The sequence below is a fragment of the Myroides sp. TSA_177.3 genome, from assembly GCF_052691955.1.
In genome coordinates this window covers 1-21906 of the sequence record NZ_JBQZGD010000021.1, presented here as the reverse complement: position 1 = coordinate 21906, position 21906 = coordinate 1, and the positions used below count along the sequence as shown (strand labels likewise).

Here is a 21906-nt window from a genome sequence, read left to right as displayed (position 1 = left end):
TGTTATACTATTCCTTCTTTTAAAATGTCGTGTAAATGGATAATACCTTGATATTCTCCAGCTTGAGTTACAATTAATTGGGTAATTGAATTGTCCTCTAATATCGATAAGGCTTGAGAAACCAATTGATCTGATTCAATGGTTTTCGGATTCGCACTCATGATATCTTTTGCTTGGATGGTTTCAAAACTAGTATTATTTTGTAACATTCTGCGCAAATCACCATCTGTAATAATGCCAATTAACGTATTATTATCAATTACAGCCGTTACGCCCAATCGTTTTTGCGAGATTTCTACGATTACATCTTTAATTGAAGAGGTCGGTGAAACCATCGGTTTGTTTTGATTGTTTAAGATATCTTTGACCAATAATAGCAGTTTCTTTCCTAAGGCACCTCCTGGGTGATATAGGGCAAAATCATTGGTTGTGAAGTTTCTACATTCAATTAAACAAGCAGCCAATGCATCGCCTAATGCTAATTGAGCTGTTGTGCTATCCATCGGAGCTAAGTTGTTTGGATCTGCTTCTCTGTCTACTTTTGAGAGTAAAACATAATCAGCATTTTTTCCTAAAAATGAAGTCTCATTTGCAGTGATGGCGATAAGGGTATTGCCAAAGCGCTTAAGTAGGGGAGTCAATACTTTTATTTCAGGACTATTTCCACTATTGGAAATGCAAATCACACAATCATTGGGCTGAAGTAACCCTAAATCTCCGTGAACCGCTTCTGCTGCATGCATGAAGAGAGATGGAGTCCCCGTAGAGTTGAATGTTGCGACAATTTTACTTCCAATTAACGCACTTTTTCCAATCCCCGTTACAACTACACGTCCCTTGCAGTTTAAAATGGCTTGTACAGCATCTGAAAAGTCTTCCGTTAGGTAGTCGATGAGCTTTTTAATGCTTTCACTTTCAGATAGTAAAGTTTTTTTTGCTCGCTCTAATATGGTGGTATGTGTATTCAAAATGACTAGAATGTTAAATATTAGGATTGCACCAAAGAAAATTAGTATCTTTAGGTACTGCAAATTTATGTAAAATACCATACAAAATTAAATGAAATCAATTGAAATTGACTTGCACAAAGAGTTAAAGAGATTTTTTGGCTTTTCCCAGTTTAAGGGTCTTCAAGAAGACGTGGTGAAAAGTATTATCTCCGGGCACAATACATTTGTGATTATGCCTACAGGTGGTGGTAAATCACTTTGCTATCAATTACCTGCATTGGTTTTAGACGGGACAGCTATCGTTGTTTCTCCGTTGATCGCTCTGATGAAAAATCAAGTTGACGCTATTCGCAGCTTGTCTACAGAGCATGGAATTGCCCATGTTTTAAACTCCTCTTTGACCAAAACGGAAGTAAACCAGGTAAAAGATGATATTAAGCAAGGAATAACAAAATTGTTATATGTAGCCCCAGAATCACTAACCAAAGAAGAGTATGTCAACTTCTTACAAGAGGTAAAACTGTCTTTCGTCGCCATTGACGAAGCACACTGTATCTCAGAATGGGGGCATGACTTTAGACCAGAGTATAGAAACCTAAGGAATATCATCCGACAATTAGGCGATATTCCAATTATTGGTTTAACCGCTACTGCTACGCCCAAAGTACAAGAGGATATTCTGAAAAACCTCGAAATTCCCAACGCTAATGTTTTTAAAGCCTCATTTAATAGACCCAATCTATACTATGAGATAAAACCCAAAACAAAAAACATTGAGAGTGATATTATTCGCTTTATTAAACAGCGAAAAGGAAAATCAGGTGTGATTTATTGCTTGAGTAGAAAAAAAGTTGAAGAAATTGCCAATGTATTGCAAGTAAATGGAATTAGCGCTGTTCCCTATCATGCGGGATTAGATGCTAAAACCAGAGCCAAACACCAAGATATGTTCTTAATGGAAGATGTCGATGTAGTTGTGGCGACAATTGCTTTTGGTATGGGAATTGATAAACCAGATGTACGTTATGTTATTCATCACGATATTCCAAAGTCATTAGAGAGCTATTACCAAGAAACAGGTAGAGCTGGACGAGATGGAGGAGAAGGATGGTGCTTGGCATATTACTCGTATAAAGATATTGAGAAATTAGAAAAGTTCATGGCTGGCAAGCCAATTGCAGAACAAGAAATTGGAATCGCCTTGCTGCAAGAAGTAGTAGCTTATGCTGAAACATCCATGTCAAGACGCAAATTTTTACTGCATTATTTTGGAGAGGAATTTGACGAAGTACATGGAGATGGGGCAGATATGGATGATAATGTTCGCAACCCGAAAAAGAAAAGTGAAGCCAAAGATGAACTTCAAAATGTGTTGAAGATCATTAGTGAAACAAAACAAGTATATAAAACCAAAGAAATTGTATTTGTACTTTTAGGAAAGTTAAATGCTTTGTTGAAAGTGAATAAAACAGATACACAAGCATTCTTCGGCTCTGGGAAAAATCAAGACGAACGTTTTTGGTTGGCTTTAATTCGACAAGCAAACGTAGCGGGTTATCTCAAAAAAGATATTGAATCTTACGGCGTTTTGAAATTGACAGAATTAGGGGAGCGTTTCATCTCAGCTCCTGTTTCTTTCTTGATGACGGAAGATCACGAATATGCTGAAGGAGATACTGCGGTTGAAAGCGATGCGCCAAGAGCGGAACTTGTTATTGATCAAGTGTTGATTAATCTCTTAAAAGATTTACGTAAAAAAGTAGCCAAAAAAGCTGGTGTTCCTCCTTTTGTTGTTTTTCAAGACCCTTCTTTAGAAGAGATGTGCTTGAAATATCCAATCACGTTAGAAGAAATGGCAAACATCATTGGAGTGAGTGATGGAAAGGCGAAAAAGTTTGGGAAAGATTTCGTTGATGCAATTAAAAATTACGTAGAAGAAAACGATATTATTCGACCAGATGATTTAGTCGTAAAATCTACAGGAGCTAATTCTGCTTTGAAACTATATATTATTCAAAGTGTCGATCGTAAATTGTCTTTAGACGATATTGCGAAAGCAAAAGGATTGGATATGGATGCTTTATTGAAAGAAATGGAGCAAATCGTGTATTCCGGAACTAAATTGAATATCGACTATTGGTTGGATGAAGTATTAGATGAAGATCAACAAGAAGAAATCTACGATTACTTCATGGATTCGGAATCCGATAATATTAAAACCGCAATGGCCGAATTTGATGGTGAATATGATACGGAAGAGTTGCGATTAATGCGTATTCAGTTTATTACAAAAGAAGCAAATTAAGAATAAGATTTTTTTACATCTATTCTATTAGTTATATGAAATCCAGAGGGAATATTCTTTCTGGATTTTTTTATGCCCCAAAAATAGAAGAGGTAAACAATAAATTATGTTAATTATTCGCAAAAAGAGAAGTTGTTGTTTTTTTGTTTTTATTTTAGCTTAATTAATCATGTGGTGTTTTTGGTTAATAGTATGGGGATAAAATAATAATTAATAATAAATAAATGAATAAAATAAGACAAAGTGTGTTTGCGGTTTTGTTGTTTTGTAGTATTAGTTATGCGCAAAAAACATCACTACAAGAACTCAATCTTGATTTTGAACAGGTCGAAAGTGGATTTCCCTTGCATTGGAGTACGATGGGGAATGAAGAGTATAAAATATACATGGATTCAGTTCATGTGAAAAGCGGGCATTATGCTGTTGTACTCGAAAGTACATCAAAAGAAGAAGGGTTTAAAGCTTTAGCTATTTCTTTACCAGCTAATTACAAAGGGAAAGAGATCCGATTAGCAGGTTACATGAAAACAGAAAATGTTGCGGAAGGATACGCAGGATTGTGGGTGCGTATCGATCCTGAGGTGGGGTTTGATAATATGTTTGATAAGGGGGTGAAAGGTACTACGGATTGGACAGCTTATGAAATTATACTGCCCTTATCGCCTGAGCAAACAGATCAAATTGTCTTGGGAGCATTGTTAGTAGGAAATGGAAAAATGTGGCTAGACAATCTTACGGTGACTATTGATGGTAAAACTCTAGATGATCCAACCTTAGAAGTGTTAGAAAGAGAACAATTACCCGCTGATCTAGACAAGGAATTTAATGATGGATCTACAATTGAAATTTCGGATTTATCGGAACAAGTAATTTCTAATTTGGAATTATTAGGAAAATTATGGGGAGCAATTAAATACTATCATCCAGAAGTTGCGAAAGGCAATTACAACTGGGATTATGAATTATTTCGTTTATTGCCGGACTACTTAAAAGTGAAGGACATCAAGGAAAGAGATGAGTTATTAGTTTCGTGGATGACAAAATATGGTAAATTAGAGAAATGTAAGACTTGTGAACCAACCCCTAAAGAAGCCTTTTTAAAACCGGATTTATCTTGGATTAAGCAGTTTAATGCATCACAAGAGTTGCAAAAAGCTCTTCAAAATTTGTATGACAATAGAAATCAAGGAGAACATTATTATGTAGGGCTTGAACCTAATGTGGGGAATCCGCGTTTTACCAATGAAAAGACCTATGACAATATGCCTTATCCAGATGATGGTTATAGATTATTAGCTGTTTACAAGTATTGGAATATGATTGAATACTTTTTTCCTAATAAGCATTTGACTGATAAAACATGGGAATTAGTTTTAAAAGAATACATTCCTAAATTCCTAGAAGCAAAAAACGAGTTAGAATACGAGCTTGTAGCAATTCAGCTCATTGGTGAAGTTCAAGATAGTCATGCTAATTTATGGGGTGGGGGAGATAAGTTTAATGAAGCGCAAGGAGGTAATTTTGCGCCTTTCAAGGTAAGGTTTATTGAAGGTCAATTGGTAGTTGTTGATTATTATAACCCTGAATTAGCAGAAGTAGCACAGCTGAAAATAGGTGATGTAATCACACATATTAATGGAGAAACCATTGATTCTCTAATCAATCGCTTGCGCAGTTATTATCCTGCTTCAAATGAAGCTGCTCGTTTGAGAGATATAGCAGAAGATGCATTGCGTTCATCAAATCCTTATGTGTCGATTAGTTATCAAACAGAAGGGGAAACAAAGCAAATAGATGTTGTGTTGTATCCAAAAGGAAAACTGAATCGATATCGTTGGTATAAAGTTGATGAACAACAAAAGAGTTTCAAGTTGCTGAATGACAATATTGGCTATGTAACTTTAGCTAATATTAAAGCAGAAGATATGCCAGAAATAAAACGCGCCTTCAAAGACACGAAAGGAATTATTGTAGATATTCGAAATTATCCTTCTGCTTTTGCTGTGTTTGATTTGGGTGGGTGGTTTGTAGATAAAGCAACGCCATTTGTCAAGTTTACGAAAGTTGATATCAATAATCCGGGAGCGTTCATTTTTACTCCAGTGTATGAAATTCCAAAGGATGAAGAACAGTATAAAGGTAAATTGATTGTATTGGTAAATGAATATTCCCAAAGTCAAGCGGAATATACCGCTATGGCTTTTAGAGCAGGAAAAAACACAACGATTGTAGGCAGTACAACAGCTGGTGCGGATGGGAATGTTTCTAGTTTTTACCTGCCTGGAGGATTGTCAACTATGATTTCAGGTATCGGTGTGTATTATCCAGATGGTACAGAAAATCAACGTGTTGGTATTGTGCCAGATGTTGTTGTTCAGCCAACGATACAGGGTATTAAAGAAGGTAAGGATGAAGTGTTAGAAAAAGCAATAAAATTGATTAATAACGGGAAAAAGTAATAGAAAAACCTAGGTGATTACCTAGGTTTTTTTTATTGCTCGTATAATTCTCCTCGATGTGGTTTTAATACATCTCTCAAGGTGCGCATTTGCTCATCATTAACAACGAGATAAGCAATGCTGTGTACGTCATTTAATACCTGTTTGTCTATAAGGGTTAACGGTAGTTTTTCCATAGCGACAAATTCGCGTAAATGAATCACGTGATGATCCGCTATTTTTTCGGCATCAGGACCGCGAAAATCCCAAATTAGTTTGATTAATCTTTCCATAGGTCTTATAAAAGAAACAAAGGTAAATAAAATGTGTGGGAAGTACGGAATTTCAGTAATCTTTAGAAAGCATCAAAGCGAAAATGCAATTTTTAAACTCCTTGAGAGCATTGGTTTCCTATTTTGTTTTTTGTACTTTTGGAAGTAAAATAAATTTGAAACTAGGTATGATTGAAGAGCAAGTGATTTTAGTTAATGAGCAAGATGAACAAGTAGGTACCATGGGCAAACAAGAGGCTCATGAAAAAGCTTTGTTGCATAGAGCGTTTTCTGTATTCATTTTTAATGATAAAAATGAAATTATGTTACAGCAACGCGCAGCGGAGAAGTACCACTCACCTTTATTATGGGCAAACACTTGTTGTAGTCATCAAAGAGTTGGGGAGACCAATATCGAAGCCGGAACACGTCGATTGAGAGAAGAAATGGGATTTGAAGTAGAATTGAAAGATGTTTTTCATTTCATTTATAAAGCACCTTTTGACAATGGGCTAACGGAACATGAATTTGATCATGTGATGGTAGGATATTATAATGGAGAACCTACAATTAACCCTGAAGAAGTAGAAGCGTGGAAATGGATGGGAATTGAAGAGGTGAAAAATGACATGGAAGCGAATCCTCAATTGTATACTGCTTGGTTTAAGATTATTTTTGCTAAGTTTTACCCGCATATCGAAGCACATAAAATCTAAGACATCATGAGATTAACAGTTAGCCGTAAAGCACATTTTAATGCAGCACATCGCTTACATCGTCCAGATTGGTCCGATGAGCAAAATCAGACTGTATTTGGCAAGTGTAATAACCCTAATTTTCACGGACACAATTACGAATTAATCGTTCATGTAACGGGTGAAGTTGATCCAGAAACAGGATTTGTGATGGATTTGAAAATCTTGTCTGATTTGATAAAATCGGAGATTGAAGAAGCTTTCGACCATAAAAACTTAAACTTGGATGTTATAGAATTCAAAAACCTAATCCCGACTGCAGAGTATATTGCAGTAGTGATTTGGCAAAAATTAAGGCCTTTTATTGATAAAGATAAAGATTTAGAGGTGGTTTTGTATGAAACTTCTAGAAACTTTGTAACTTTTAAAGGGGAGGGGATTTAACATACTTAGTATTCATTAAAAGTTGTACATTTGCGTCTTGTTTTATGCAGTGTTCCTTCTGTGGACTACTGCAAAATGAGGAAGAAGTTAAGCCTATGAGTTTTATACAATATCCAATGATGTTTGAACCCATCCTAAAAGATAGAATTTGGGGAGGGGAGAAATTACATACTGTTTTAGGTAAACAGCAGATTTCTGATTCAATTGGAGAAAGCTGGGAAATTTCAAATGTTCCAGAAAATGTCAGCCTTGTTTCCAATGGCGGTTATAAAGGACAAAGCTTAGAAGAACTGATTAAAACCTATCCAGAGGATATCTTAGGTTCGTATATTGTATCGACTTTTGGATACCAATTCCCTTTGTTGTTTAAGTTTTTAGATGCAAAGGAGGATTTATCGATTCAGTTGCACCCCAATGATGAATTAGCGCGAGAACGACATAACTCTTTGGGGAAAACCGAAATGTGGTATGTCATGCAAGCGGATCCAGGTGCTAGAGTGGTAGTAGATTTTAAGGAAGGGGTGACTCAACAAGATTATTTACAACATTTACACACCAAGACATTACCAGCTATTTTAAATGAGATTCCCGTAAAAAAAGGCGATGCTTTTTTTATACAAACGGGAACTGTTCATGCCATAGGAGGCGGAGTTTTGCTAGCTGAAATCCAACAAACATCTGATATTACCTATCGCGTGTACGATTGGGATAGGGTAGATAGCGAAGGACAAACCCGAGAATTACACGTAGATTTAGCGTTAGAGGCGATTAATTACGAGAAAAAACAGGTTGTACTTTCTTATACGAAAGATATTAATCAAGCAAATCCTGTGGTGTCTTGCCCGTTTTTTACGGTTAATTTAATCCCTTTAGAAGAACGATATGAAATAGAGAAGCCACTAGATCGCTTTTACCTTTATGTTTGTACAGAAGGGGCGTGTGAGCTTCAGATTAATACCTTGACGTGTGGAATTAAGAAAGGTCAAACGGTATTGATTCCTGCATCAGTGAAAAATTTAGTTGCAACTGGTCATGCAACGTTGTTAGAAATATATATCGATTAGACCACCGATATCGAAAAGATAATATGTACTTTTGTTTAAAATTTAAATAAATTATTATGGCAAGTGTAAGAGGACTTAAGAAAGATGTTCACCAAGTATTGGGAGATATCATTGAAGCAATTTATATCCACGAATTGACAACAGGTGGTGCTACAGAGCAAACATCTGCATTGATTGAAGAAGCATTGACAAGTTTCGACGAATTGATCGTTGACATCAATGCAAAAGGAGTAGAAAACAAAAAAGCACATTTTAAAGGTGTTTTTGTAAAGTTGGAAAATATTGCAGGTCAATTAGTTGAAAAAATAAACAACTTGTAATTAAAATAAAGCGAAAAAAAACACGCAGAATCAGTTGGAAGATTGAAAAAGCGTGTTATATTTGCACTCGAAAAATGAGTCGCCGGTGTAGCTCAGCTGGCTAGAGCAGCTGATTTGTAATCAGCAGGTCGTGGGTTCGAGTCCCTCCATCGGCTCAAAATTTTCGAGATTAAATATTGCAATGCAATTTGAGTCGCCGGTGTAGCTCAGCTGGCTAGAGCAGCTGATTTGTAATCAGCAGGTCGTGGGTTCGAGTCCCTCCATCGGCTCAAATTTTGAAGATTAAGTATTGCAAGGCAATTTGAGTCGCCGGTGTAGCTCAGCTGGCTAGAGCAGCTGATTTGTAATCAGCAGGTCGTGGGTTCGAGTCCCTCCATCGGCTCAAATTTTGAAGATTAAATATTGCAAGGCAATTTGAGTCGCCGGTGTAGCTCAGCTGGCTAGAGCAGCTGATTTGTAATCAGCAGGTCGTGGGTTCGAGTCCCTCCATCGGCTCAAATTTTGAAAATTAAGTATTGCAAGGCAATAAGTTGCCGGTGTAGCTCAGCTGGCTAGAGCAGCTGATTTGTAATCAGCAGGTCGTGGGTTCGAGTCCCTCCATCGGCTCAAAAGCCTCCTAATAAATTAGGAGGCTTTTTTGTTTTTATCCCTCTCCTCATTTTAAAGTACTATACGAATAACAAGCATTGATAGACGGATGTGATTCTTCCGCCGTCAGTATAGTAAACGGTGCAGAGTAATACCAATTGATCCGTTTTTTTGTAGTTCCCTATAGCTCCCTAAATTTTGCGCTTAATCTTTCGTATGTATCTAGAAAGTAAAAAGATTTGTTATCCTGACTAAGGAAGGAAAAGAAAAACACACCTAATAACTATTATTGGTTTCCTGATTTTGGAACAAAAACAAATTTTGCCACTTTTTCTGCTTTTATAATCTATTTTAGATAATATTTTTATAATTTAAAATAAAATTCATTTATTTTAAGTTTAAAGTTGTTAATTTTTAAAATAATAATATACTTTTGTAGTTAAAATAATTCAAAATTTAAAATAATGAGAAGAAAACTGACGTTTTTGTGTGCCTTTCTATTCTTGTTAGGAAGTAATGCACTACAAGCTCAAGACACAACTTGTGCGCTTGATGCTAATGAGTTATCGTATGATGTCATACTGGTTGGTGGTCAATCTAATACACATTATGGATATCCTCTTAATACGCAATTGGATACCGTAAATCCTCGTGTATATGAATTAAAACGACATGATAGCAAGAATTATAGAATTAATCCAGCGGGACCAGTTCTTGATTTTTGGACGAGACAAACAAACCGAAATAGTTTTGCTACTACATTTTCAAATCTGTATATCAATACATATTTGAAAGATAATAATCGAAAAGTACTTATTATTCCATGTGGATATTCAGGGAGTAGTATTACATACTGGACAAAAGGAAAGAAATACTATGATGATGCAATGGAGCGTGTAAATTATGTATTAGATAACGTTCCAGGAAGTAAGCTAGTAGCTATACTGTGGCACCAAGGAGAGGCAAATGTTGGATGGAATCCATATCAAACAACGCTAGATGGTATGATTTCCGATATGAGAAATGATATTCACCAAGAGAATGGACAAGAAATTCCTTTTATTGTTGGTGGTATGGTTCCGCATTGGGTGAATCAGAATGTAAATAGAAGAAAGCAACAAGAGATTATTAAAGATACGCCTAATCGTGTTGCTAATACTGGATATGCTGATTCAGAATTCCCAACTGTTATTGCAAAACCGAACAATAATTCAGATGCGATCCACTTTGATAGTGCGGGACAAAGAGAAATGGGAATTCGCTATTTTAATGAGTACCGTACTTTAGCTGATACAAATAGACAACCTCGTGCAATGCAACATTTAGCTGTAACAGAACAGCCAATTGAGGTTGAATCTAATGCTACTAAATTGTTTCCAAATCCAGCTACAGATGTTGTAAATCTTGTTGCTATTCAAAAGATTAAACAGGTCGAAATTTACAACCAAATTCAATCCCGTGTGTTTAGTCATTCATACAACCAATCAGAGATTACGATTGCAATCGCTAATTTGCCAAATGGCTTGTATGTTGCGCGTATTACATTGGAAGATCATACGATAGAGCAGATTAAAATAATTAAAAAATAATTGAGATGAGATATTTATACCTTTTTATAACTTTATTTTTCGTCAATATTTCATTTGCTCAACAACAAGTAGATCCTTGTTTGGATGTAAGTGAAGGGTATGACGTAATCTTAGTTGCAGGACAATCGAATACACATTATGGGTACCCATTAGATGCACAGTTAGACACAGTCAATGCGAAAGTGTATGCAATACATAGACAAAGCGGAATGGATTATCGTATTGATAAAGCAAAACCAGCACTAGATTTCTGGACAAAAAGTACCAATCGCAATAGTTTTGCTATTACATTTTCGAATCTTTATGCAACACAAATTCTGACTAATTCTAATAGAAAAGTATTAATTATTCCTGCTGGATATTCAGGAAGTAGCATACTAAATTGGAAAAAAGGAGGGAATTTATATAAAGATGCCATGGAGCGTTTAAATTATGTGTTGGACAACATTCATGGAAGTAGATTGGTTGCTATTTTATGGCATCATGGAGAAGCAAATGTTGGATGGGCGCCGTATCAAGAAACATTGGATACGATGATTGCTGATATGAGAAGTGATATTCACCAGCAAAATGTAGAAGAAGTTCCTTTTGTTTTAGGAGGAATGGTTCCATATTGGGTGAGCCGTAATCCGAAGAGAGGGGAACAACAAGCTATTATTAAGGATACACCCAATCGAGTAAATAATACGAGGTATGCTGATCCAGAATTCCCTACAGTAATTGATAAACCAAACAATGGATACGACGAAATTCACTTTGATGCAGCTGGACAAAGGGAGATGGGAAAAAGATACTTTAATGCGTTTAATGAATCCAATGGAATGAGATTTAAAGTGTCTATTACAAGATACCATGAGTTTGAATATAAAGAAGACGATTTACAAGAGATACCCGTAGATAAAATTGAGGTTACTGCAAATAAAAATATACAATCGGCTATTATTTATAATGCAAATAATACGCCTGTATTAACAGTAGATGAAATTACGAGTAATAGTTTTTCCGTTGAAGTAGAAACGTTGCCTTTGGATAATCAAGCCTATCAGTTAAAAATAACAGATGTCAATGATTTTACCCATAGTTACCGTTTTTATCGCTAAAAATGAGAATAGAGAAAAGAGTAGTTCGTTGATAACTACTCTTTTTTGTTTTAGTTTAATACCATCTAGGTATAGCTGTTTTACCATTTGTAAAAAGATACAATTAAAATTGTTCTTTCATTTTTGATACTTTGGAGTAACCTTTTTTCATATTGTCGATTTATTTGTGCTTTAAATGAAAGACACATGAAAAAAAAAGTATTAATTATTTTTATGAGTGCTTGTAGTTTGGGTTATGCACAATTGGGTGTAAATACGACTGAAATTACTAGTACATTAACTGTACAAGGATCTATTTCGGCAAATTATCGCGAAATAATAAATTCAACTTATGCGATTCAACAGGATGATTGTAATATTAGTTATCGAGGAAACAGTAGGGAAGGAGTATTTTATCTACCTTCAATTGAAGGTTCTGGAGATTCTTTTGGAAGAATGTACAACATTAAAAATTTATCAAAAGACAAAAATCTAGAGATAAGAACATTAGGGAAGCAATTTTTACAATTTGGAGGAGAATACCCAAATAGAGTAACTGATTTTATTATTTATCCAGGGCAACATATGCATGTAGTAGCAAATAAAGAAAATAATTGGGTAGTATATGATTATGACAATCATGCAAGAAAAAAGGTGAAAATAGATAATTCAATTACAGAAAATTCGGTTGTTCGTCTTGGAAATTATAGCTTTCGAATAGTACAAGGTAAATCGCAGAGTAGTGGACAAATGTATTTACAAATCATGTCACATCAAACTTATAAAGATTATATAATTGCCGATATAAGTTTACATAGTTATATTTTTAGTAATAATGAGAAAAAATATGAGAATTTTTTTGATGGTAAGTTTATTGATAGTGGTAAATGGGAATATGTATATAGAGACAATACCTTTGTTGTAAAACCTATTTTTATAGTTGGAAATAATCACTCCCAAGTGAGTCTTATAACAATTCAACGTACAGGTGAAATGTACAGAGTTACTTGTACTGCATCTAGAGCAACTAATGTTGCATCTGAAAATATAGTTATTCACGTTGAACGATTGGGTTAAAAACGAGCGTGATCAAGAAGCATTTAGGCTTGTTCTAGCGCTTATGAAATGATACTATGAGTAAGTTGATTTTAAAAAGTTTAGATTATAGTAAAGGAAAGTTTCTTCTTTAGTAGGATAAAAATTAATTCAAAACAAGACTGTCCTGTATAGGAGCTAGAACAAGCAAATGTACTACATAAAATTACTGTAGTTAAGCGAATCAAAGCGTTTTAGAGGTAAACATAGATAAGTTTAGAAAAAGAATGCTTAAATTTAGGTTCGCTTTTAAGGCAAATACTTTTACTTTATCGTAAAGAATTCAAACTATGATGTCATTATTTTTCGAATCAGAGTGGATCATTTATTGGGAAGTCGCGTACTTTATCATTGCAATTCTCGTGTCTATTCGAATTATTTATGACACGGATTCGATTTCCAAAACATTAGCCTATTTACTCCTAGTATTCTTTGTTCCTATTTTTGGAATTATTTTCTATTTTTCCTTTGGTATCAATTACCGACGACGAAAAATGTATTCTAAAAAATTAATCGCTAATGACAACTATGCTGAGCGATTCAATAAGCGTATTAGCGAAATACACCTTGATTTAACGCAACAAGGACATCCTATTGTTGATCAACATCGTTCGTTTGTTCAATTGCTCTCTAATGCAATTGTAGGCGAAGGTCCGCTTTTGGTTGATAATGATGTAGAACTCTTACAAAATGGGGAAGCTTTTTTTCCGCGCTTATTACAAGATATTAAAGAGGCGAAACACCATATTCATATTGAGTATTATATCTATGAGAATAATGAAATAGGAAAAGAAATTGCCGATTTGCTAAAAATAAAAGCACAAGAAGGAGTAGAAGTGCGTTTTATTTATGATGATTTTGGTAGTCGAAGTATACGCAAGAATATTGTGAAAGAACTTCGTGCAAATGGGGTACAAGCTTTTGCCTTTAACAAAATTATTCTATTGGCTTTAGCAAATCGTCTAAACTATCGCAATCACCGTAAAATCGTGGTGATAGATGGACAAATTGCCTATACAGGAGGGATCAATATATCAGATCGCTATGACAATAGCAGAAAAGGAGAAAACGATTTCTTTTGGCGTGATACACATATTCGAATTGAAGGAAGTGGTGCCTATGGTTTACAGCATGTTTTCTTAACAGATTGGAACTTTTGTAGCAAAGAAAATATTAATTTCTCTGCAGATTATTTTCCTAAAATTCACATGGGAAAACAAAAAATATTACCCTTACAAGTTATTGCTTCCGGACCAGATTCGGATGTTCCTTCTATTTTGTTTAGCGTATTACAAGCCATTCAGGCTGCAAAGAATGAAATTTGTATCACAACCCCTTATTATATCCCCGATGAATCACTTCAACTAGCAATTAAAATGGCGGTGCTTAGTGGAAAAAGAGTAAAGCTTTTATTGCCAGGAATTACAGATTCACTAACTGTTAAATTAGCTTCTGAATCCTATTTCCAAGAGTTATTGGAATCGGGTGTTGAAATTTACTTGTATAAAAAAGGGTTTATCCACGCTAAAACATGGGTAACCGATTCAGGTATTAGTTCTGTGGGTACTTGTAATTTAGATCACCGTAGTTTTGATTTGAATTTTGAAGTGAATGTAGTACTTTATGATATGGATTTTGCCAATCAAATGCGAACCATGTTTGAAGAGGACTGTAAAAATTCAATTCAATTGAAACTGGATCGCTGGAACAAACGCTCCAAATGGCACCGATTGAAAAATAGCTTTTTGCGTTTGCTTTCTCCTTTGCTTTGATAGTGGTAATGAGAGATGGGTTAGAGGTTATGGGTTAAGGTTGAGATGGTGAGAGGTCAGGCGGTGAAATCGGAACGTAACAAGCGTTGTATTCACCCCCAGTAACCACTCAGTATGTCACCCTGAGGTAACGAAGGGTCGCATCCAGTGCTCACGCCATGCTGTGAGGGTACTGTGTGGAGTGACTGATTAGAGTAACAAGCGTTGAGTAACAGATGCGATCCCTCCTTCGTCGGGATGACATACTGGGTGTGTAGCCATACTAAACGGGATACTGCGTGGAAAATCACGAAGAGCAAATCTCACAAAGTACGAACCTCACGAACCCTCACCAATCTCACCCCCTCATCGCCTCACCCCTTCAAAAACACTCAACAATATCCAAAAAAAATAGCAGTAGGCTTTCGCTCACTGCTATTTTTAACTATGGATGTGTTGGTGTGTTTTATTCTAATCCACCACCTAATGAACGATACAACTGTACTAACGTAGTCAATTGCGTCAATTCTGTGTTGATGTAGCTTAATTCAGCAGCAAGTGCACTTTCTCTAGCTGTTAATACATCTAAATAAGTAGCCATACCTTGAACTAATAGTTCTTCAGAGTATTCTGTTGCTAACTGATAAGCTTCGTATTCTTTTTTCTTTAAATCTAATTTTTCAGAAGCACTTTCATACGTGTATAACGCATCAGATACCTCTTTAGAAGCCGTTAAGATCGCTTTTTTGTACCCTAAGTACGCTTGCTCTTTTTTCGATTGAGCTACTTGGTGTTGCGTTCTAATTTGTCTTCCATTTAATAACGGTTGAGTTAATCCACCGATTAAATTAGCAAATAAAGAGTTGGTGTTGAATAATTCATCAAAATCAAGACTTTGAAGTCCGCCATTTGCTGTTAAACGCAAAGATGGGTAGAAGTTAGCTCTCGCTACATTCGTCATCTCAAATGCGTTTACTAAACCGTATTCTGCTGCTCTAACATCAGGACGATTTGCCAACAACTGCATCGGAACTCCTACTGTTAAATCAGTATTTACTTTTTGATTGCTTAGTTTTTCTCTTTTGATTTCACCTGGAGTTTGTCCTAGTAAAATGCTGAATGTATTTTCAGTGATTTTGATGTTGTTGTTCAAGTCAACCAACAAGGCTTGCGCATTGTACAATTGTGCTTGAGTTTGTTTCACTGCAATCTCATCCACTTGTCCAGATTCTTTCAACGCTTGAATCGTCTCTAAACTGTTCTTTCTATTAGCAATCGTAAGTTCTGTAATTTCTTTTTGTCTATCTAAAGCAACAAGTTGAAAATACGTTGTTGCAATAGTTGAAATTAGTTGCGTCTTTACTGCTTGTTGAGCCGATACTGTTTGTAAATAGCTCGCTACAAAAGCTCTCTTATTACTTCTTAGCTTTCCCCAAACGTCTAGTTCCCATGAAAACTGACCTGTAATATCATAAAGGTCTGTTTTGATGCGTTGGTCACCACTAAGGATTCCCTGTGGGCCGTTTTTCGATTGGATGCTATGCGTATAATTTCCACCAACACTCAAGGTAGGAGCAAAGCCCCATTTTCCTTGTTGCATATAAGCATGCGCTGCGTTAATGTTCTCAATCGCGATTAACATATCTAAGTTGTTGTCTAACCCCGTCTCGATATGTTGAATCAAGGTTTGATCAGAGAACAACTCTTTCCATGACATAGTTGCCATAGAAAGAGAGTCTGCTGTATTGCTACCTCTATATTGTTCCTCTTGAATAACGTCAGGTCTATCATATTTTTTTGCAACTATACAAGATTGCATGGTAAGCCCTAATATTGCAACAGGAATCGCTCTGTATATATATGTTTTTTTCATGTTATTCAGACTTAATTTCTTCAAATTTAATTGGTTTAATTTTCTCTTGAAGATATTGGAATATTGCATATAATACTGGAATTACAAACACTCCAATGATAGTACCAATCAATAGACCGAAGGCTGCACCTGTACCAATTGAACGGTTTCCGATATAACCAACTCCACCAGCAAATACCAATGGCATTAATCCTAAGATAAACGCGAATGAAGTCATTAGAATTGGTCTTAAACGCGCTTTTGCACCGTTAATTGCTGATTCTACAATCGATTCGCCATGTCTTCTACGTTGAACGGCGAACTCCACAATCAAAATGGCATTCTTCGCGAGTAGTCCAACTAGCATGACCAGGGCAATCTGGAAGTAAATATTATTTTCTAATCCTGCAATTTTTTGTGCAATGAAAGCTCCCATAATACCTGTTGGTAACGATAAGATTACCGCAAATGGCAACATATAACTTTCGTATTGTGCAGATAGTAAGAAATAAACGAATACCACACACAAGAAGAAAATAAGTACGGTTTGGTTACCCGCGTTAATCTCCTCACGAGATAATCCTGTAAAGTCAATACCGTAACCTGCAGATAAGTTTTGTTCCGCAACTTCTTGAACCGCTTTAATCGCATCTCCAGAACTGAAGCCTGGTTTAGGAGCTCCTGTAATATTTGAAGAGGTAAATAAGTTATAACGGTTAATAGATTGCGGTCCATATACTTTATTCAAGTTAACAAACTGTGTAATTGGCGCCATCTCTCCTGATCCTGTTCTTACATAGATCTCATTCAAGCTGTTTACATCTGAACGATATTCTGGTAATGATTGTACCATTACACGGAACTGTTTACCAAAACGCGTAAAGTCAGCCGCATAAATACCTCCAATATACCCTTGTAAAGCAGAGAAGATATCACTTACTAAAACACCTGATTCTTTTGCTCTAGCTACGTTTAAATCCAATTCATATTGTGCATAGTTCGTGTTAAATGACGATTGCGCATACATGATTTCAGGACGTTGCATTAAAGCTCCTAAATACTCTTTTGATTTTTCATCAAAGTCTGTCAAAGAACCTCCTGTTTTATCTAATAATTTCAACTCAAAACCAGATGACATACCGAAACCAGGAATACTTGGTGGTTGGAAGAAAATCATTCTTGCATCTTGGAATTGTGTCGCTGCTAAACCGAATAATTTTCCAATTACTACGTCAGTAGCTAATTCTGGCGCTTTTCTTTCTTTGAAATCTTTCAATTTAATCATCGCCATACCGTAGTTAGATCCCTGACCGTTGATGAAAGAGAATCCTGATACTACAGTTACCCCATCAACACCTGGAATTTGTTGTACAATTTTAGAGAATTCTCTCTGAATTGCTACCACACGGTCTTGAGAAGCACCTGCTGGTAATTCGATGTTACCCATGATAAATCCACGGTCCTCGTTTGGTACGAATCCTGTAGGCATTGTTTTTGCTGAGTAATAAGTAATTCCTAAACACGCTAGTAAAACAACAAACGTTAACCATTTGTGTTTTAATAATAATTTGAATGAATTACCATAACGCTCTGTAAGGCTGTTAAACGCAATGTTGAACGCTCTAAAGAAACGTTGAAGTAAATTCTTTCTCTTTCCATTATCTACTACATCGTGGTGTTTCAAGAATACCGCACATAAAGCCGGACTCAAGGTCAAGGCGTTTACAGCCGAAATTAAAATCGCAATAATAAGCGTAATACCAAACTGTTTATAGAATACCCCTGTTGGACCACTAATAAACGTTACTGGAATAAATACCGCCGCCATTACTAAGGTAATAGAGATAATCGCACCAGAAATTTCATCCATGGTACTCTTACTCGCCTCTAATGCATCTTCACCGGTAGCTTCCATCTTGGCGTGGACGGCTTCCACCACAACGATGGCATCATCCACCACAATCCCAATGGCGAGTACGAGGGCAAATAGCGTTAGTAAGTTCAACGAGAATCCAAAGGCATTCAAGAAGAAGAACGTACCTACAATCGAAACTGGTACCGCAATCAACGGAATTAACGTCGATCTAAAGTCTTGTAAGAAGATATATACTACGAAGAATACTAAGATAAATGCTTCAATTAACGTCGTAACTACTTTACTAATTGATGCATCCAAGAATTCGTTTGTATCCATCAATACTTTATAGTGGATTCCTTCTGGGAAGTTTTTCGATAAAGATTCTAATTCACTGTGTAAGTGCTTATTAATTTCTTGCGCGTTTGATCCTGGCGTTTGATAAATAGCCATGGCAACCGCAGGGTGTCCGTCTAATTCTGAGTTTCCTACATAAGACATCGCTCCTAATTCAATTTTAGCAACATCTTTTAGTAATAATACTTGTCCATTAGCTAAAGACTTCACTACAATATTTTCATATTGCTCTTGTGTTTTGTATTTACCGCTGTATTTGATAACATATTGGAATGCTTCTGCATTATTTTCACCCAATTGTCCCGCAGCAGCCTCCAAACTTTGTTCGTTTAATACGCGAACAACATCAGAAGGAACTAAGCCATAGGCTTTCATTTTTGATGGTTCAATCCAAATACGCATCGAGTAGTTACGAGAACCAAACGCTTGCGCATCTCCAACACCACTTACACGTTTTAACTCAGGAATAACGTTAATATTCATGTAGTTTTGAATGTAAACCGCATCGTAGTTTGGATTTTCAGAGTAGAACGAAAGGAACATCAAAGCACTCGTTTGTTGCTTTTGTGTTGTTACCCCTGAACGGGTTACCTCCGCTGGTAAAAGCGGTGTAGCACGAGCTACACGGTTCTGTACGTTTACTGCTGCAATATCCGGGTCTACCCCTTGTTTAAAGATTACTTGAATACTCGCACTACCATCATTACTGGCAGTAGAAGTAATGTAATCCATGTTTTCCACCCCGTTTACTTGCTCTTCAATCGGAATGATAACACTTTGCATTACAGTCTCAGCATTCGCTCCAGGATAACTGGCGTTAATCTGTACTGTTGCAGGCGCAATATCAGGATATTGCGTCACAGGAAGTGCGGTCAATCCCAGCACCCCTAAGATTACTATTAGGATAGAAATAACTGTCGATAGAACAGGTCTTTCAATAAATGTCTTTAACATAGTTTAGAATGTAGGTTTGATGCTGTTGTTAATCTCTTCAATTGAAGTTGGATCTGGCGTAATAGCTGAACCATTACGTAATGTACCTAATCCTGTCGCTACAACTGTTTGTCCTTTCTCCAATCCTGATTTTACAACGGCTAATTTGTTCACACGGTCAATCACTTCAATTGGGGTTGATTTTACGGTGTCATTTTCTACTTTGTACACATACACTTGTCCTTGTTGCTCGAAAGTAGATGATTCTGGAACAACCATCACATCTTTGTACGTTTGTGGAATTAATAATGTACCACTATTTCCTGTACTTAAGATTCTGTCTTTGTTCGGGAATGCTGCACGTACTTGTACTGTACCTGTAGCCGTGTTAATTTGACCACTGATTGTTTCGATTTTACCCGTATATTGGTAAGTCGTACCATTGGCTAATTGTAACTTCACTTCTGGTAAGTGGCCTAATTTTTCTTTTAACGAATTTCCTTCAATTTTTTCTAAGAAATTAAAGTACTCTTTTTCGTTCATCGAGAAGTAAGCAAATACTTCGCTATCGTCAGAAACAGTAGTTAATGGAGTAGGATCACTAGGTGAAATTAAAGCCCCCTCACGGAAAGCAATAGCTCCAACAATACCGTCTATTGGACTTCTTACAATAGAGAAATCAACATTTGCAACCACACTGTTGTATGTTGCTCTTGCTGCTGCTACTTGACTTTGTGCACTAGCTAAATTTGCTTTTGCTGTTTCCAATTGAATGTTACTTACAATTCCTTTTTGGACAAGAGGAATTAATTTGTCTACATTCACTTGTGCTACATTTACTTGTGCTTCAGCTGTTTTAATAGCTGCTTTACTAGCATCTGCATTTTGTGATAAAATATTGGTCTCCAAACGGAATAAAGGTTGTCCTTTTTTTACCGTTGCTCCTTCATCCACATACACCTCTTGGATGTATCCTGTTATTTTTGCGCGAACGCTACTCGTAACTTTACCTTGAAGTGTAGTTGGGTACGAAGTATGACCCACAACATCTTGTGTTGGAACTTGAACAACTTTGTATGGCATTGGACCTTGCCCTCCTTGTGCTTGCTCTTTCTTACCGCATGAAATTACGGCTAATGATGAAAGAGAACCAAGAACGATAGTATGCAAATAACGTTTCATATAAATTACTGGTTTGTACTTTTTAATTTTTCTATAGTGTTTGTTAACTGAATTTTACTGTTTTCTAGATGCTCAATGTAGAGCTTCATCTTCGCTTGACAGTTGTTAGAATTAATTAACCCTTCTTCAACAAAACCTTTGAGTTTGAGTGTTAAGGTTGATTCTCTGTCTAACATGTTCTTAATCAACTCCAATCGGGTAGTAATAAAATTAGAGTTTAAACGAAAAAATCGCTTCCGCTCATCAATCTTATTGAAATGTTCGATTTGATTGTTGCTGATTAGTAAATTTAAACTCGTCGATACGGAACTTTTACTAGCGTTTAGTCGTTCAACAAGTTCGTCAAATGTAACGCCGTCTCTGTTGTTATTGAACATGATGTAGGTGTAAATCTGAGCCGTAAGAGGCGAGAAATGATAGACTACTTCATGATGTGCACAGAAGTCTTGAAACAAATCGACTAATCTTTGATCGTATTGCATTATGGAAATAACTCTTAATAATAATTATACACGGCAAAGATAGTGTTAGTTTTGTTCTTTCCGAACCAAACAAACTTAAAGTTCTCTTAAATTATGTGGACGTCGTCTAAATAATGTAGCAAGTCAATGTTAAAAAGGGTTGGGAAGGTTTTTTTTGTGTTTTATTTTGAACATTTTGGCTTTAAAATCGCAAAAAATATTTCTTTTTTTTGGTTTTATGAATACAGTATGTTCGATAAAATTGCGTATTTGACAAGTAAAAAGGGGTTTTAGGAGGAGTTTAATTTTGGAAAAAAGATTGATTTAAACGCCGTTCGTCATAAAAATAGGGAGTTATTGGGTAGAAAATGCAGTTGTGTAAATAAAAAAAAGGAAGATGAGTAGTTCAGAAGAAGGGGATTATAACGAAATTAGGGGGAGAAAAGTTTTTTTTTAGGCGTTTGTTTAAGGATATCTCGTTGATATTCTGCATGAAGAAAAAAAAATGAAACAGATGTAAAAAAAATATCTTTTTATTTCTTGCATAAAATTTGAAAAATGCCTTATATTTGCATCCACAATTGCGGAAGTAGCTCAGTTGGTAGAGCTCCAGCCTTCCAAGCTGGTTGTCGCGAGTTCGAGCCTCGTCTTCCGCTCCAAAACTTGATGAAAGTTT

At 36.0% G+C, this 21906-nt stretch carries 16 protein-coding genes and 6 tRNA genes; 16 read left to right on the top strand and 6 right to left on the bottom strand.

All coding sequences use genetic code 11. The features are described from left to right. Window positions 1-2 precede the first annotated feature (2 nt). Window positions 3-968, bottom strand: a complete 966-nt coding sequence (locus tag ACUTSE_RS15260; protein WP_115091416.1) for a KpsF/GutQ family sugar-phosphate isomerase — start codon at window positions 966-968, stop codon at window positions 3-5. 91 nt (window positions 969-1059) lie between these two features. Here ACUTSE_RS15260 and ACUTSE_RS15255 point away from each other — a divergent pair, with 91 nt between their 5' ends. Together ACUTSE_RS15255 and ACUTSE_RS15250 are read left to right on the top strand one after the other, a co-directional pair. Beyond that, entirely contained in the window at window positions 1060-3255 is a 2196-nt protein-coding gene (locus ACUTSE_RS15255; RefSeq protein ID WP_445640860.1) for a RecQ family ATP-dependent DNA helicase, read from the top strand. 224 nt (window positions 3256-3479) lie between these two features. Continuing rightward, entirely contained in the window at window positions 3480-5714 is a 2235-nt protein-coding gene (locus ACUTSE_RS15250) for a S41 family peptidase (protein ID WP_445640859.1), read from the top strand. 32 nt (window positions 5715-5746) lie between these two features. On the opposite strand, the gene ACUTSE_RS15245 is transcribed toward ACUTSE_RS15250, so the two are convergent. Continuing rightward, window positions 5747-5986 (bottom strand): hypothetical protein, encoded by a 240-nt coding sequence (locus tag ACUTSE_RS15245; RefSeq protein WP_445640858.1) that lies wholly within the window; start codon window positions 5984-5986, stop codon window positions 5747-5749. Between the two features lie 167 nt (window positions 5987-6153). On the opposite strand from ACUTSE_RS15245, the gene idi reads away from it, so the two are divergent. From idi to cls, 13 genes are all read left to right on the top strand, one after another. Beyond that, window positions 6154-6681 carry an isopentenyl-diphosphate Delta-isomerase gene (gene idi, locus ACUTSE_RS15240; RefSeq protein ID WP_353103954.1) on the top strand — a complete coding sequence of 176 codons (528 nt, stop codon included), beginning with the start codon at window positions 6154-6156 and terminating at the stop codon, window positions 6679-6681. A 6-nt stretch (window positions 6682-6687) separates the two neighbouring features. Then, window positions 6688-7104 (top strand): 6-pyruvoyl trahydropterin synthase family protein, encoded by a 417-nt coding sequence (locus tag ACUTSE_RS15235; RefSeq protein WP_445640857.1) that lies wholly within the window; start codon window positions 6688-6690, stop codon window positions 7102-7104. A gap of 95 nt (window positions 7105-7199) precedes the next feature. Next, window positions 7200-8168, top strand: a complete 969-nt coding sequence (locus ACUTSE_RS15230) for a type I phosphomannose isomerase catalytic subunit (RefSeq protein WP_445640856.1) — start codon at window positions 7200-7202, stop codon at window positions 8166-8168. Between the two features lie 56 nt (window positions 8169-8224). Next, complete coding sequence (locus ACUTSE_RS15225; RefSeq protein WP_002987118.1) at window positions 8225-8488, top strand: hypothetical protein; 264 nt, start codon at window positions 8225-8227, stop codon at window positions 8486-8488. A gap of 81 nt (window positions 8489-8569) precedes the next feature. Continuing rightward, a tRNA-Thr gene (locus ACUTSE_RS15220) sits at window positions 8570-8643 on the top strand. A 40-nt stretch (window positions 8644-8683) separates the two neighbouring features. After that, a tRNA-Thr gene (locus tag ACUTSE_RS15215) sits at window positions 8684-8757 on the top strand. Between the two features lie 39 nt (window positions 8758-8796). Continuing rightward, window positions 8797-8870 (top strand) — tRNA-Thr (locus ACUTSE_RS15210). 39 nt (window positions 8871-8909) lie between these two features. Beyond that, window positions 8910-8983, top strand: a tRNA-Thr gene (locus ACUTSE_RS15205). 37 nt (window positions 8984-9020) lie between these two features. Further along, window positions 9021-9094 (top strand) — tRNA-Thr (locus ACUTSE_RS15200). 446 nt (window positions 9095-9540) lie between these two features. Then, window positions 9541-10665 (top strand): sialate O-acetylesterase, encoded by a 1125-nt coding sequence (locus ACUTSE_RS15195; RefSeq protein ID WP_445640855.1) that lies wholly within the window; start codon window positions 9541-9543, stop codon window positions 10663-10665. Window positions 10666-10670: 5 nt separating this feature from the next. Next, the gene (locus ACUTSE_RS15190) at window positions 10671-11765 is read left to right on the top strand and encodes a sialate O-acetylesterase (protein WP_445640854.1); all 1095 of its coding nucleotides are present in this window, start codon (window positions 10671-10673) and stop codon (window positions 11763-11765) included. 186 nt (window positions 11766-11951) lie between these two features. Further along, the gene (locus ACUTSE_RS15185; protein ID WP_445640853.1) at window positions 11952-12821 is read left to right on the top strand and encodes a hypothetical protein; all 870 of its coding nucleotides are present in this window, start codon (window positions 11952-11954) and stop codon (window positions 12819-12821) included. A gap of 308 nt (window positions 12822-13129) precedes the next feature. After that, a complete protein-coding gene (gene cls, locus ACUTSE_RS15180; protein ID WP_445640852.1) occupies window positions 13130-14611 on the top strand; it encodes a cardiolipin synthase in 1482 nt (493 codons plus the stop codon). 445 nt (window positions 14612-15056) lie between these two features. Here cls and ACUTSE_RS15175 read toward each other — a convergent pair whose 3' ends face one another. Genes ACUTSE_RS15175 through ACUTSE_RS15160 form a run of 4 tightly spaced genes read right to left on the bottom strand, consistent with a single transcriptional unit; the run spans window position 15057 to window position 21251 of the window. Beyond that, the gene (locus tag ACUTSE_RS15175; RefSeq protein WP_445640851.1) at window positions 15057-16463 is read right to left on the bottom strand and encodes an efflux transporter outer membrane subunit; all 1407 of its coding nucleotides are present in this window, start codon (window positions 16461-16463) and stop codon (window positions 15057-15059) included. Window position 16464: 1 nt separating this feature from the next. Then, window positions 16465-19608, bottom strand: a complete 3144-nt coding sequence (locus ACUTSE_RS15170; RefSeq protein ID WP_445640850.1) for an efflux RND transporter permease subunit — start codon at window positions 19606-19608, stop codon at window positions 16465-16467. A gap of 3 nt (window positions 19609-19611) precedes the next feature. Next, window positions 19612-20769 (bottom strand): efflux RND transporter periplasmic adaptor subunit, encoded by a 1158-nt coding sequence (locus ACUTSE_RS15165; RefSeq protein WP_445640849.1) that lies wholly within the window; start codon window positions 20767-20769, stop codon window positions 19612-19614. Window positions 20770-20774: 5 nt separating this feature from the next. After that, window positions 20775-21251, bottom strand: coding sequence for a GbsR/MarR family transcriptional regulator (locus tag ACUTSE_RS15160; RefSeq protein ID WP_115091832.1), 477 nt, complete (start codon window positions 21249-21251; stop codon window positions 20775-20777). 562 nt (window positions 21252-21813) lie between these two features. On the opposite strand from ACUTSE_RS15160, the gene ACUTSE_RS15155 reads away from it, so the two are divergent. Beyond that, window positions 21814-21889, top strand: a tRNA-Gly gene (locus ACUTSE_RS15155). Window positions 21890-21906 lie beyond the last annotated feature (17 nt).

What these genes read in the sequence shown, in the direction of transcription:
- ACUTSE_RS15255 (WP_445640860.1), top strand. Translation starts at nt 1,060, where the DNA reads ATGAAATCAATTGAAATTGACTTGCACAAAGAGTTAAAGAGATTTTTT.
- ACUTSE_RS15250 (WP_445640859.1), top strand. Translation starts at nt 3,480, where the DNA reads ATGAATAAAATAAGACAAAGTGTGTTTGCGGTTTTGTTGTTTTGTAGT.
- ACUTSE_RS15245 (WP_445640858.1), bottom strand. Translation starts at nt 5,986, where the DNA reads ATGGAAAGATTAATCAAACTAATTTGGGATTTTCGCGGTCCTGATGCC.
- idi (WP_353103954.1), top strand. Translation starts at nt 6,154, where the DNA reads ATGATTGAAGAGCAAGTGATTTTAGTTAATGAGCAAGATGAACAAGTA.
- ACUTSE_RS15235 (WP_445640857.1), top strand. Translation starts at nt 6,688, where the DNA reads ATGAGATTAACAGTTAGCCGTAAAGCACATTTTAATGCAGCACATCGC.
- ACUTSE_RS15230 (WP_445640856.1), top strand. Translation starts at nt 7,200, where the DNA reads ATGAGTTTTATACAATATCCAATGATGTTTGAACCCATCCTAAAAGAT.
- ACUTSE_RS15225 (WP_002987118.1), top strand. Translation starts at nt 8,225, where the DNA reads ATGGCAAGTGTAAGAGGACTTAAGAAAGATGTTCACCAAGTATTGGGA.
- ACUTSE_RS15195 (WP_445640855.1), top strand. Translation starts at nt 9,541, where the DNA reads ATGAGAAGAAAACTGACGTTTTTGTGTGCCTTTCTATTCTTGTTAGGA.
- ACUTSE_RS15190 (WP_445640854.1), top strand. Translation starts at nt 10,671, where the DNA reads ATGAGATATTTATACCTTTTTATAACTTTATTTTTCGTCAATATTTCA.
- ACUTSE_RS15185 (WP_445640853.1), top strand. Translation starts at nt 11,952, where the DNA reads ATGAAAAAAAAAGTATTAATTATTTTTATGAGTGCTTGTAGTTTGGGT.
- cls (WP_445640852.1), top strand. Translation starts at nt 13,130, where the DNA reads ATGATGTCATTATTTTTCGAATCAGAGTGGATCATTTATTGGGAAGTC.
- ACUTSE_RS15175 (WP_445640851.1), bottom strand. Translation starts at nt 16,463, where the DNA reads ATGAAAAAAACATATATATACAGAGCGATTCCTGTTGCAATATTAGGG.
- ACUTSE_RS15170 (WP_445640850.1), bottom strand. Translation starts at nt 19,608, where the DNA reads ATGTTAAAGACATTTATTGAAAGACCTGTTCTATCGACAGTTATTTCT.
- ACUTSE_RS15165 (WP_445640849.1), bottom strand. Translation starts at nt 20,769, where the DNA reads ATGAAACGTTATTTGCATACTATCGTTCTTGGTTCTCTTTCATCATTA.
- ACUTSE_RS15160 (WP_115091832.1), bottom strand. Translation starts at nt 21,251, where the DNA reads ATGCAATACGATCAAAGATTAGTCGATTTGTTTCAAGACTTCTGTGCA.